General features: G+C 58.6%; 13 protein-coding genes. All 13 read left to right on the top strand.

Features of this window, described 5'->3' with window-relative positions:
- The first annotated feature begins 295 nt into the window (after positions 1–295).
- The 13 genes from JQR86_RS01400 (at position 296) to mdtD (ending at position 12,891) form a co-directional block, all read left to right on the top strand.
- On the top strand, positions 296–523 hold the full coding sequence (locus tag JQR86_RS01400; RefSeq protein ID WP_019367344.1) for a hypothetical protein: 228 nt from the start codon (positions 296–298) through the stop codon (positions 521–523).
- Between the two features lie 497 nt (positions 524–1,020).
- Complete coding sequence (gene gspE, locus JQR86_RS01395; protein WP_404627869.1) at positions 1,021–2,745, top strand: type II secretion system ATPase GspE; 1,725 nt, start codon at positions 1,021–1,023, stop codon at positions 2,743–2,745.
- Positions 2,746–2,747: 2 nt separating this feature from the next.
- Positions 2,748–3,959: a type II secretion system inner membrane protein GspF gene (gene gspF, locus JQR86_RS01390; protein WP_286788987.1), complete on the top strand. Its 1,212-nt coding sequence runs from the start codon at positions 2,748–2,750 to the stop codon at positions 3,957–3,959.
- 18 nt (positions 3,960–3,977) lie between these two features.
- Positions 3,978–4,403, top strand: coding sequence for a type II secretion system major pseudopilin GspG (gene gspG, locus JQR86_RS01385; RefSeq protein ID WP_010796073.1), 426 nt, complete (start codon positions 3,978–3,980; stop codon positions 4,401–4,403).
- An 8-nt stretch (positions 4,404–4,411) separates the two neighbouring features.
- Entirely contained in the window at positions 4,412–4,921 is a 510-nt protein-coding gene (locus JQR86_RS01380) for a GspH/FimT family pseudopilin (RefSeq protein WP_010796074.1), read from the top strand.
- Positions 4,918–5,301, top strand: a complete 384-nt coding sequence (locus JQR86_RS01375) for a prepilin-type N-terminal cleavage/methylation domain-containing protein (RefSeq protein WP_019367340.1) — start codon at positions 4,918–4,920, stop codon at positions 5,299–5,301. Before JQR86_RS01380 ends, JQR86_RS01375 begins: the two co-directional genes overlap by 4 nt.
- A gap of 8 nt (positions 5,302–5,309) precedes the next feature.
- Positions 5,310–5,930: a prepilin-type N-terminal cleavage/methylation domain-containing protein gene (locus tag JQR86_RS01370; protein ID WP_407362492.1), complete on the top strand. Its 621-nt coding sequence runs from the start codon at positions 5,310–5,312 to the stop codon at positions 5,928–5,930.
- Positions 5,927–6,655, top strand: coding sequence for a type II secretion system protein GspK (locus JQR86_RS01365; protein WP_010796077.1), 729 nt, complete (start codon positions 5,927–5,929; stop codon positions 6,653–6,655). Before JQR86_RS01370 ends, JQR86_RS01365 begins: the two co-directional genes overlap by 4 nt.
- Positions 6,652–7,755: a PilN domain-containing protein gene (locus JQR86_RS01360; protein WP_084339928.1), complete on the top strand. Its 1,104-nt coding sequence runs from the start codon at positions 6,652–6,654 to the stop codon at positions 7,753–7,755. The genes JQR86_RS01365 and JQR86_RS01360 overlap by 4 nt, the downstream gene beginning before the upstream one ends.
- Positions 7,730–8,362 carry a type II secretion system protein GspM gene (gspM, locus tag JQR86_RS01355; RefSeq protein ID WP_150348519.1) on the top strand — a complete coding sequence of 211 codons (633 nt, stop codon included), beginning with the start codon at positions 7,730–7,732 and terminating at the stop codon, positions 8,360–8,362. Before JQR86_RS01360 ends, gspM begins: the two co-directional genes overlap by 26 nt.
- Entirely contained in the window at positions 8,359–8,931 is a 573-nt protein-coding gene (locus tag JQR86_RS01350) for a hypothetical protein (RefSeq protein ID WP_434154180.1), read from the top strand. Before gspM ends, JQR86_RS01350 begins: the two co-directional genes overlap by 4 nt.
- A gap of 85 nt (positions 8,932–9,016) precedes the next feature.
- On the top strand, positions 9,017–11,320 hold the full coding sequence (gene gspD, locus JQR86_RS01345; protein WP_407363417.1) for a type II secretion system secretin GspD: 2,304 nt from the start codon (positions 9,017–9,019) through the stop codon (positions 11,318–11,320).
- Between the two features lie 131 nt (positions 11,321–11,451).
- On the top strand, positions 11,452–12,891 hold the full coding sequence (gene mdtD, locus JQR86_RS01340) for a multidrug transporter subunit MdtD (RefSeq protein ID WP_074827043.1): 1,440 nt from the start codon (positions 11,452–11,454) through the stop codon (positions 12,889–12,891).
- Positions 12,892–12,909: the final 18 nt, after the last annotated feature.

Below are 12,909 nucleotides of genomic sequence, written 5' to 3'. Positions count from 1 at the left end.
GGTAGCAAAATGATGGCAACAGAAAATCGCGTAAACGCGCGAAAAACCCGAAAAGATTAAGGCAAAAAAGACGAAAAATTGTCAAATGAAACGGTTTAGCAAGTAGCAAACCATTTCTCTAATTTAACTTGAACTTTTACCGTTAAACGATGTCTGGCCAAACTCTCGGCTTTAATCTATCGATTAGAACTTAGTCAAGAATCGAAAATTTAGAGTTGATTTTTTCTTTCAGAAGAAATTAGCTAAATATATCTACCTAACTCAGGCAGATATTTATCCGAAGAGTGAGAGCGTAATGAAAAAGTTTATTTCCAGCCTATGCCTGGTAGCAGGTTTTGCCGTAACAGGATGCGCCCTGGCGGCTGAAGACTCAGCCACTGCCACTCAAGCATCCGGCACGTCCAATGGCCTGATGCAACAGGAGCACAACAGCAAGGCCGCCCAGAAAGCCAAACAGGAGCAGGACACTAAAGGTGGTCGTCCTGACGGCGTGTCCAACCCGAATGCCCTGAGCACCAAATAAGCACTGCTCAGCGCTCAAGCGCCTGCCGTTAAATGAGGCAGGCGCTTTCAGGCAGCTCCAGCTTCGAGACTTGCGAATACAACGACATTGGCTGACTAAGCGCTCAGGTTCTATTCAGAGCGGCTTGGATGCTCGCTAATATCCCCTTCCGTTGACATGCCCTTCTGAGACAAAACCGACGAAGCGCCTCTTGCCCTTTTGTCAGCTTTTGTTCAGCTAAAAACAGGTAATAGAAGTAACTTTGCAGCTAAAAAGCGATTTGACTCACAGCCAATTTCGGTAGGTTACAGCAGCAAACACGTATTATTAAGCGTCCATCTGTACACTAAGTGTTCATTTAACGGTGCGATTATCATCCGTTAGGCTTTGTTTTCTCGTTTAGCCAACGCCCACTGCTTTCTACGCTACCGCCTATAACCATGAACCTACTCCAACCCGCCTCGTCGACCACGGCTGAACGCAGCCCTTCCCAGAGCGCTTCGCTGCCCTCGGTGCCTATGAGCGAGCCACCGCTCACGTCTGTGGATTCCCACAAGCCGGGTGACGATGATGTATGCGAATGGCTAGTCAGCCAGGGAAAGCTCAAGCCTGGCGATCTGGAGCGGGCCCGCCGTCTTCACGAAACCTCCTCTGGAGAAAGCTTCAGCCATCTGCTGTTGCGCCTGGGCATGGTATCCGAGCGAGACATGGCGCATGCGTGGGCCTCACTACTGGACGTTCCGCTGGTTCTGGAAAGCGATGCGCCAGAAATCCTGGAAGACCCACTTGACGTTTCCACACGCTTTCTAAAGCAGCATCAGATTGTGCCGTTGGGGCAGGACAGCACAGGCCAGATTCACCTATTGGTGGCCAATCCCGCCGAGCGTTATGCCATCGAGGCGCTTGAGTACGCCTGTGGCCGCGCGGCTCGGCTGTCCATAGGACTTCGCAGCGACATCGAAAACCTGATCGAGCGTTATTACGGTCAAGGCCGCTCGGCCATGGGTACCATCGTGGAAAACCTCGACGCCCAGGCCAATTCGGAAGACGACATCGAGCACTTGAAGGACCTGGCCTCAGAGGCACCCGTGATTCGCCTGGTGAATCTGATTATCCAGCGCGCTGTAGAAAACCGCGCCTCGGATATCCACATTGAGCCTTTTGAAAATCGGCTCAAGGTACGTTATCGCATCGATGGCGTACTGCATGAGTCCGAAGCGCCGCCTTCCAGCTCAACGGCAGCGGTGATCTCACGCGTCAAGATCATGGCCAAGCTCGACATTGCCGAGCGCCGTCTCCCCCAGGATGGCCGCATCATGTTGCGTATCCAGGGCAAGGAGCTGGACCTGCGGGTATCCACTGTTCCGACCAGTTTTGGCGAGTCGGTGGTAATGCGTCTGCTCGATCGCGAATCGGTGAGTTTCGATTTTGATACCCTGGGCTTTGCCGGCAAGTCACTGGACAACTTCCTGAGCGTGCTGGAGCGACCCCACGGTATTCTGCTGGTTACCGGCCCTACTGGTTCGGGTAAGACCACCACGCTGTATACCGCGCTGTCGCGCCTGAACACCGCCGAGCGCAAGATCATTACTGTAGAAGACCCGGTCGAATACCAGATCGAGGGCATCAATCAGATCCAGGTAAAGCCGTCCATTGGCCTGGATTTCGCCGGCGCCCTGCGCTCCATCGTGCGCCAGGACCCGGATGTCATCATGATCGGTGAAATGCGCGACCTGGAAACCTGCCGTATCGCCATTCAGTCTTCCCTGACCGGTCACCTGGTGCTTTCGACACTGCATACCAACAGTGCGGCGGGCAGCATCACGCGTCTTTTGGACATGGGGGTGGAAGACTATCTGCTAGCTTCTACAATCAATGGCATTCTGGCCCAGCGCCTGGTGCGCCGCCTGGATCCAGCGTTGTCAGAAGCCTATGAGCCGCTTCCGGAAGTTATCAGGGAATATGAACTCGAAAAATACACGGATGAACGCCCGATCCGCCTGTACAGGCCACGTCGCGACTTGCCGCCCAATGAGGGCTACCGTGGTCGTAGTGCCATCAGCGAACTGCTGGTCATGAGCGATACGCTCCGCAGCCTGCTCATGCAGCGCGCCGATGCCGCGACACTGGAGCAGGCCGCTCGCGCAGAAGGCATGTATACCCTGTACGAAGACGGGCTGCGCCAGGCGCTGGCAGGTACGACTACCTTGGAAGAGGTCCTGCGTGTGACGAGCGGAGACTGAGCATGGCCCAGTTTCGCTATCGCGCACTGGATGCGGCCGGTGAGTCCGTTACCGGCCATCTGGAAGCCGCCGGCCAGGATGAAGCTGTCAGCCAGTTGCAGGATCGTGGACTTCTGGTCCTGCAGGTCACGCCCGCGCAAGGCAATGCCTCGCAGGGTTGGCGTGTCTGGTTCAATCGAGACCCGTTAAGCGGGGCCGGGCTTGCCCAGTTTACCCAGCAGCTGGCCACGCTCTTGGGTGCAGGGCAGCCGCTCGATCGCGCCTTGAATATTTTGCTCAGCCAGCCAACGGAAGATAAATCCCGCCGACTGATCGAGCGTATCCGTGAGCGCGTCAAGGGCGGCAAGCCGCTTTCCGCCGCGCTCTCCGAAGAAGGCGGACAATTTTCGCAGCTCTACATCAGCATGGTCCGTGCAGGCGAAGCCGGCGGCTCACTGGAGGAAACTCTGGCGCAGCTCGCTCAGTACCTCGAGCGCTCGCAGGCCTTGCGTGGCGAAGTGATCAACGCCCTGATCTACCCCGCCTTCCTGGTCGTTGGTGTGCTCGGCTCACTGGCCTTGCTGATGGCGTATGTCGTACCACAATTTGTGCCGATCTTCGCTGATTTAGGCGTTCCTGTACCGTTCATGACACAGTCCGTACTCTGGATGGGCCAGTTTCTTTCGCAATATGGCCTATTACTGCTGGCGGTTCTGGTTGCGCTCATCTGGTTCACCGGCGCCCGCCTTCGTGATCCGGAACGCCGTATCCGCTGGGATCGCCGGATGCTGAGCATTCGGATGATGGGACCCCTTGTACAGCGGCTGGAGACCGCGCGGCTGGCCAGAACACTCGGCACCCTGCTGACTAATGGCGTTCCACTGCTGACCGCGCTGTCGATTGGCCGCCAGGTCTGCTCAAACCATGCCTTGCAGGGCGCCGTTTCGCAGGCAGCCGACCAGGTTAAGGACGGCGGCTCACTAGCCGCTGCGCTCAGCACCAGCAAGCTGCTGCCACAGCTATCACTGCAAATGATTCAGGTCGGCGAAGAATCCGGCCAGCTCGATACCATGCTGATCAAAGTCGCCGACGTCTTTGATGCCGAAGCCAAACGTGGTATCGATCGACTTCTTGCGGCATTGGTACCCAGCCTGACCATCGTCATGGCCGTACTTGTGGCCTTCATCATGTTGGCCATCATGCTCCCGCTGATGAGCCTCACCAGTAACATCTAACCGTAACGAGCCTTGTTTATGACTAGAAAAATGCGCTCCCTCCCCCACCGCAGCGGCGGTTTTACCCTGCTTGAAATGCTGGCTGTTATCGTACTGCTTGGTATCGTGGCTACCATTGTGGTCCGCCAGGTCGGTGGTAACGTCGATAAAGGCAAGTACGGCGCTGGCAAGGCTCAGCTGGCCAGCCTGAGCATGAAGATCGAAAACTATGCCCTGGATGTCGGCGCACCGCCCAAGAATCTGCAACAACTCACTACCAAGCCAGCCAACGCTCGTAACTGGAATGGCCCTTATGCCAAGCCCTCGGACCTGCAGGACCCGTTCGGCCATGAATTCGGCTATCGCTCGCCCGGTCAGCACGGTTCGTTTGACCTGATCTTTTATGGTCAGGACGGACAGCCAGGCGGCGAAGGCTACAACGCCGACGTTGGCAACTGGGAATAAAGGGTGTCATGCCGCGCCAGCCCTCCTGTACCCGTGCCCTACGCACCGTCTCGAACGGTATGCGCTTACAGGGCCGGACATCGCAGCGCGGCTTTACACTTCTTGAGCTGATCGTTGTCATCATCCTGGTCGCCATTGGTCTGACCCTGGTCTCCTTTGGTGTTACCCGCGGACTCGACAGTGTTCGATCCCGCGAGGCCGGTCGTGACCTGACCCTGGCACTGCGTGCCGTACGCACCCAGGCCATCACAACCGGCCAGACCACCACACTGAATTTCGATCTTGCCAACCAGCGATACCAACAACCCGGCCGGCGTCCTCAGTCGCTGCCCAAGGGCATGCGCATGCGGGTAACCACAGCGGCTGACCTGAGTACAGGTCGCAGGACCGCCATCGCCTTCTTTCCAGATGGCAGCTCAACCGGTGGAAATGTCAGGCTGGAAAAGGATGGACGCGCCTGGCGCGTCGATATCGCCTGGCTGACCGGCACCGTCAAATGGCAAGAGGTAAACCCGTGACGGGACAGCGCAGGCCCCGTTCAGAGGGTGGCTTTACCTTGCTGGAATTGCTGGCAGCCGTGGCATTGCTCGCCGTCACCTTTTTCGTATTGATGGGAGGCATTGGCCAAGCCACCCATGCCTTGCTGAAGGACAGCCGAGCGACCCAGATGGCCTTGACGGCCCGCTCGCTACTGGACGACACGGTCCATCGTCCTCTGAAACCAGGCTCCAGCCAGGGTTCATTGCCTGACGGTACACGTTGGAAGCTGGATATCAGCAAAGCGGGCACAGCGACGACCAGTCAGCTGTATCGCCTGGACTTGTCATTGACGGCGGGCCGGCATCAGGAGCGCTTCAGCACATTAAGGCTGCAGGGTATATCCGAGGTCCCGCAATGAAGGTCTCAATGCGCGGCTTCACCTTGCTGGAAGTCCTACTGGCTATCAGCCTGCTGGGTATCCTGCTGGCCCTGATCGGCTCTGCCCTCATCAGCGCCAATCGGACATTGGCTCGCAGCGAGCAGTACAGCGCCCGACTGGATGAGCTGCGCTCTACACAGAATTTTTTACGTCGCGAACTGCAGCAAGCCCTTCCGCTGTCGATCCAGCGCACCCCCACCGGGCAGGGAATGGTGTTTATCGGCGAGCCACAGGAGATGCGCTTTATCGCAACGTTGCCTTCGCATCTCGGCGGCGGCATTCATATCCAGACGCTCCGCCTGGCCGGTGACAGCCGAGACCAATGGCTACAGGTCGACTTCGCCAAGATTGTTGGAAACAACCGCACCGAATCCTGGGGAGATCCCCAGCGTTTGTTGCGGCAGGTCAGAAACCTGCGCTTTTCCTATAGCGGCCTTGACCAGAACGGACGACCTACGGACTGGCTGCCGCGATGGCCCTGGCCGCAGCACCTGCCCCAGCGGGTCAGGGTTGACCTGACGGCCGATGGCCCCATTGCCTGGCCACCTCTACAGGTCGCCGTACGCCTCGACCTGGGCAACTCAAACAGCATGGGATCTCTGCAGTGAAGCGGCAGCACGGGGTAGCGCTGCTCATTACGCTATGGGCACTGGCACTGCTCAGTCTGGTCATGGCCGGCGTCGTAACCGCAGTACGCCTGGAAAACAAACAGAGCGTCCATCAGCTTCAGGATGCCAGGGCGCATCTTGCGGCGGAAGCAGGTCTGGCCTTGGCTGTCCAGCATCTGACAGGCCTTCAACGAGAGCAGCGCTGGGTTGCGGATGGCCGCCCCTATCAACTCGAATTCGACCGCATGCGCCTGACCATTCAAGTGCGCAGCGAGCTGGGAAAGCTGGATCTTAACAGCACCTCATCCGCCTTGTTCATCAAAGTGGCGACTGCGTTGGGCGTTCCGGCTGGACAAGCGAAGCAAGTCGCGGCAGCCTTGCAAGCCCGTCAGAACGGGACGGATCCGACGCCCATGCGAACCTTGGAGGAATTGATTCAACTCCCCGGCATGGACAATGCGATGTTTACTCGCCTGGAGCCCTACATCACCGTCTGGAGCGGGTACGATCAGCCGGTTGTGAGCTTTGCAGCGCCACCCATACGCCAAGCCATGGGCCAGAAGAACATCATTTCCCTGGAGGGAGAAGATCCAGGGCAGGTATTGAGTGTGTATAGCCAGGCTGAACTGGACAATGGTTTCCGCTCTGCCTTGAACGTGACCCTTTTACTCAACCCAACGGATAGCAACATGCAACCTTACCGCGTGCTGCGCTGGCAAGAATGAAAACAATTCGACTGGAATGGCCCAATAGCCTGCGCCCTGCCGTGAATGCCTTTCAGGCGCAATGGCACGCCTCCGTATTCCCCCGCTTCTTCAACTGGTGGTTTACCGAACTTCGGGCCTGCCTGCCCTCTCGCCTACGCAGCCTGTTCGAGCGAAGCGAACATGAACAGATCATCCGCTGGGACAATGAAGAAGCCTGGCTTCACTCGGCGGAGGGCGAGCATCCATTAACCAGCGCCGATTCGCTGGGTACAGAACGCTGCGTTCTGCTGTTATCGCCTCGGCAGGCGCTGGTCAGAACTATCAATCTACCTGCTGGCGCAGCCCAGGACGTCATGGCGGCTGTCGCCTTCGAGATGGATCGCCATACCCCTTTTAAGGCCAGTCAGGTCTATTATGCGGTCCGCCGCTGGCCAAGCCAGCCCAAGCAGCCGCTCCGTGTGACGGTTGCCACCGTACTGAAGGATCGCCTCGATCCATTACTGGAGCGCCTGCAGGCGCAGGGCATTCGTCCCGACGAGATCGATGTGCAACAGCCTGAAGGGGGGCGCCTGGGTATTAACCTGTTGCCATCCGAACGCCGTCAGCTTCGCAAGAATCCGAGGCGTCAGCTGAACATTGGTCTTGCAGTCCTGGCTATCGCTTTGACATTCGCAGCCATGCAGGTCTGGTTGTATAACCGCGCCGTTGCGCTCGAAGCCATGCGTCATGAGGTCAGCCAGCTTCGTGCCGGCGCCCAGGAGATCGAAAGCCTGCGCCAGCAGATACAGAATGGCCTGGGCGCCACTCGCTACCTGACGGAGCGTAAGGCGGGTACTCCACCGCTGAGCGTGATGCTTAGCGAGCTGACTCAGTGCCTGCCCAAAGACACCTGGCTGACGGAGCTGTCCGTTGAAGGAGACGGACAGGTCAATCTGGCCGGCCAGAGCCAGAAGGCTGGCGCCTTGATTGGCGAGATGAAGAATTGTCACTCGCTTACCGGTGCGCAGTTCCAAGGCGTCATCCAGCCAGACGAAAACACCAAGAAAGAGCGCTTCTACCTGCTCGCCCACCTGCGTCGGGAGGAAGCCAGCAATGCGCCGGTCACTGACACCCCGTGAAAGTCGCATCGCCGCGCTGGCCGTTCTGGCGTTCGCGTTGTATGTGCTGTACTGGATTTGTCTGGAATGGTGGTTCGTCGCGCCCCAGCAGGCCATGAACGACGAAATGGAGCAGCTCCGCCAGACCCAGCGCCGGTATGCCGCGCTGCAGGCCCAGCGTGAACCCTTGCAGCGCCAGCTCGAAACCGCACAGGAGCGAAACGCTGGGAGTGACAGCCTGCTGCCCGGTGACGACCCCAGTGCCGTAGCAGCCAACCTGATGCAACATACGGCTGAACTGATCGAGTCGCACAAGCTGGACGGCGCCGGCTGTGAATTGCTCAACCGCACGCCCATCGCCGGCAACCCTGGCGATGAGCCCTATGCCCAGGTCAAGGTCAGCTTCAACCTCAGCTGCGCCATCGAGCCGCTGGAAGCCATCCTGTACGACATTGAAAACGAGCGCCCTTTCCTTTTCGTAGAGGAGCTTCGCGTCGAGCGTCATGAGGATGCTCCGCCCAAGGGTGGTGCCGGCAGGCTTGAAGTCCAGATGCTTGTCACTGGCTACATGCAGCGTAAAGCCGGTATGGACGATAACGAAAACACGGATTCGGATGACCCGACATGAACGCCGCTGATCAGCGTCGCCTCACTCCCTGGCTCGTCCTGATTACGGGACTATCGGCCGCGCTTCTGGTCCTGTTCGCGCTGGGCATTGGCCGTAACGTACAATGGCTGCCTCCCCTTGAAGCACAGCACTCGCCTGCAACCGTCAGGTCGCCGGAGCTGCCGAACGCACCGCCCCTGGATGCCTATGCCAACACCTGGCAGCAGCCCTTGTTCAGTCCGGACCGCCAGTCTGATCAGAAAATGGCCGCGCCGGGTCAACCGACTTACCTTACTGGCTATGTGCTGACCGGCATTATCCTGACCGACTCGCTGCAGCTGGCCCTGCTCAAGGACAACTCAGGCAAGGCGCTCAGCGTTACCCGGGGCAAGGCACTGCCCAACGGCTGGAAGCTGGAGTCCGTGGCTGCCAACAAGGCGGTATTTGTCTCCGGTAACCGTCAGCAAAGCTTGCCGCTCGTGATCGAAAAGGCACCTCTTGACGGTGTGTCGGCCCCAGCCGCCGATGCGCCCAGCTCTACCACGGAAACGTCCCCGGAAGAGGATGACGACTCCGATAGCGAAGATTGATACGGAACCCGGATTCAGTGGCCGACGCGGCCGCCCCCTATTATGGAGCACTACAATCGTGACCTTGCGTTACCCCCTGGCCTGCATGGCCACCGCCACCTTGCTGGCAGGTTGTATCTCACCGGCCACCGATACGCAGCAGGACGATGCCCTGCTGCGTGAAGGTCTGGCTGGAACAGGCAGCCAACGCCCCTTGGTAAGAGAGCCCTCGCCCAATGTTCCCAGCTCGGCCGAAACGGGCGATACCCCCCGTACACCGGCCCGCAGTCAGATCATTCGTGGTGATAACCGCTTCATCAACAGTCGAGTGACACCTGCCGCCAAGCCGTCAGCGGCGCCGGACGGCGGTGTGGTATTCAACTTCAACAACCAGCCGATTAGAGCAGTGATCAACAGTATCCTGGGCGATCTGCTTCAGGTGAACTACACCATCGCGCAGGACGTAAAGGGCGAGGTCACATTCTCCACGTCCAAGCCTGTTGCAAAAACCGAAGCCCTGTCGATCCTGGAGACGTTGCTATCCTGGACCAATAACGCCCTGGTGCGTGAAGGCGATCGCTACATGGTTGTACCAGCCAACCAAGCCGTAGCAGGCCGCATGGTGCCGGCGCTACAGATGCCGGAGCCAGGCAGTGGCCTGTCTGCCCGCCTGTTCCAGCTGGACTACATCTCCGCCACGGAAATGCAGAAGCTGCTCAAGCCCTTTGCCCGTGAAAATGCTTTCCTGCTGGTGGACCCCTCGCGCAATGTCATCGCGCTGGCTGGTACGCCCGACGAGCTTGCCAATTACCAGCGAACCATCAGTACCTTTGATGTGAACTGGTTGAAGGGCATGTCTATCGGCGTCTTCGGCCTGCAGCGCGCCAGTGTGGCAGAGCTGATGCCGGAGCTGGATCGCCTGTTCGGCCCGCAGAGCGGCACTCCGCTGGCCGGTATGCTCCGCTTCCTACCGATCGAACGCACCAATGCGGTGGTGGCCATTTCTTCACAGCCTGAATATCTGAACGAAGTTCGTCAGTGGATCGAGACCATTGATAAGGGCGGCGGCAACGAGCCGCAGATGTATGTGTACGACGTACGCAACATGAAAGCGACTGACCTCTCGCGGTATCTGCGTCAGATCTATAGCAACGAGGCCGTTAATGAAGAGCCGGAAGCCAAGGTCGCGCCGGGTTTGCGTACCACCACCCTGTCGACCAGCAATGGCTTTGGCAACGGTATCGGCGGCAATAGTACGGGCGGCAACACCATTGGTAGCAGCCAGGGCCTGAGCAACGGCATTGGTGGCGGTCTGAACAGCAACAGCGGTATCGGAGGCAACAACGGCACGGGCGGCGGTTTGGGTAGCACTCGTGGAAGCGGCACGGGTACTGGCTCGGACAACGACAGTGAAGACAGCAGCTCAAGCAGTACCAACAATCAGAACGGCAATAACGATACAGGCGTCCGGATCACTGCGCAGAAGAGCAGCAACCAGCTCCTGATTCGTGCACGGCCCTCGCAATGGAACGAGATCCAATCAGCCATTCGCCGCCTGGACAATCCTCCGATGCAGGTCCAGATTGAAACTCGCATCCTTGAGGTCAGCCTGACCGGCAGCCTGAGCCTGGGTGTGCAATGGTACCTGGGGCGGCTGGCCGGTAATTCACCTGTCACCGACTCGAACGGCAACGTGACCAACAGTGTAGTGAACGCATCCGGTAGCCAAGGAGCGCTGGGACGAGGCGGCGCAGGACTCGGCAGTACCGATGCCCTCTTCTACTCGTTTGTCAGCAACAACCTGCAGGTTGCACTGCATGCGCTCGAGACCAACGGCAATACGCGTGTGCTTTCTGCACCCTCGCTGGTGGTCATGAACAACCAGGAAGCCCAGATCCAGGTGGGTGACAACATCCCGATCAGCCAGACCTCGGTCAACACAACGAGCGATCTGACCTTCAACAGCGTTCAGTACATCCAGACGGGTGTCATTCTTGATGTTGTGCCCCGTATCAATCCGGGCGGCCTTGTCTATATGGATATCCAGCAGCAGGTCAGCAGTGATACCGGAACCCGTACGGACAGCAACGGCAACCCGTCGATTTCGACACGCGCCGTCACGACCCAGGTCGCTGTACAAAGTGGCCAGACCGTCCTGCTAGGCGGCCTGATCCAGCAGAACGACGCGGAAAGCGACAACAGCGTGCCATACCTGGGGCGTATTCCAGGCCTGCATTGGCTCTTTGGCAACACCACGCGCAGCAAGAACCGTACGGAGCTGATCGTTCTGATCACGCCACGTGTGATCACCAGCAACAGTCAGGCGAGCCAGATCACGGATGAGTACCGTCAGCAACTGCAGTTGATCAGTCCCATCAAGCCTGTAAGCCAGATCGACACCTCCCGTTGACAACCCTGGTGGGTCGCCTGCATCGTCAGGCGGCCCACCAGGTGTTCAGGCATTTCCCTTCGCGACATGAACAGAACGCTTGAGGCGTCCTGCGTTCCAACCCTTTGGCCACAAAGGAAGTACGATCACTCATGTCCGCTTCGCTACTCGATGCCCGTACCGCTCGCTATTTGCCCTGGCTGGTTGCCATTGCATTCTTCATGCAATCGCTCGACGCCACGATCCTCAATACTGCACTTCCCAGCATGGCACATGATCTCAATGAAGATCCGTTGCGCATGCAGGGCGTCGTGATCGCCTACATGCTGACGGTCGCGCTGCTGATTCCGGCCTCAGGCTGGATCGCCGATCGCTTCGGAACACGGCGGGTCTTTTTCAGCGCCATCGCCTTGTTCACTTTTGGCTCACTGTTATGTGCGCTGTCTCCCTCGCTCCCCTTGTTGATCGCCGCCCGCGTCATTCAAGGTCTGGGTGGTTCGCTGATGCTGCCAGTCGGGCGGCTCGTCATCCTGCGGGCTTATCCTCGTACCGAACTGGTGCGAATACTCAGCTTCGTCACCGTGCCGGGTCTGATCGGCCCGCTGACCGGCCCTACCCTAGGCGGCTGGCTAGTGGAAGCAACCTCCTGGCACTGGATCTTTCTGATCAACCTGCCGGTAGGCTTGTTGGGCTGTTATGTCACCTCAAAACTGATGCCTGACCTGCGCAGCCCCATTCCCATGCGCTTCGACGGGTTTGGATTCCTGCTGTTTGGCGCGGCAATGATCCTGATATCGGTTGCCCTGGAGGGTTTGGGCGAGCTTCATATGCCCCATGCCCGGGTGGTTCTGCTGCTAGTGGGCGGCCTCGCCTGCATGATCGCCTACTGGCTGCGAGCCTTACGTATCGAGCGTCCGCTCTTCTCGCCGCAACTGTTCCGCACCCGCAGTTTTGCCGTTGGCATATTCGGTAATCTGTTTGCCCGCCTGGGCAGTGGCGCGCTGCCCTTTCTGACGCCTCTGCTGCTTCAAGTGGGCATGAATTTTCCACCGGCCAAGGCAGGTATGACCATGATTCCGCTTGCGCTGTCGGCAATGCTGGTCAAGCCCATCGCCAAGCCGATCATCGACCGCCTGGGCTATCGCCGATTACTGATCGGAAACACCATTTTACTAGGCTGCATGATCGCCAGCCTGAGCCTGATCACCACGGAGACGCCTTATCCACTGTTGCTGATTCACCTGGGTCTTCTGGGCGCCGTCAATTCGATGCAGTTCACCGCCATGAACACCGTGACGCTGATCGATCTACGCGATGAGCAGGCCAGTAGCGGCAACAGTCTTCTGTCCGTGGTCATGCAGCTGTCGATGAGTTTTGGCGTCGCCTGCGCCGCTGCCTTGCTGGGTGGGTTCAAGGATGATTACGCCGATACCGATGTGCTGTCCGCCTTCCATGCCACCTACCTCAGCGTTGGGCTGCTCTCTATTCTGGCTGCCGCAATTTTCGGGCAGCTTCCGGGCAATCCTGACCGCAAGGCGCCTTCGCATCGCGTCGAGGAGCCGGAAAAGAGCCCGCAGAGCGCAGAGGCCTGATGATTCAGCAGGCATAAA

Origin of the sequence: Pseudomonas sp. JZ134, assembly GCF_051027695.1 — a bacterium.
In the GTDB taxonomy this organism is placed as follows: Bacteria; Pseudomonadota; Gammaproteobacteria; order Pseudomonadales; family Pseudomonadaceae; genus Chryseomonas; species Chryseomonas luteola.
This window is presented reverse-complemented; position numbering and strand designations above follow the sequence as displayed.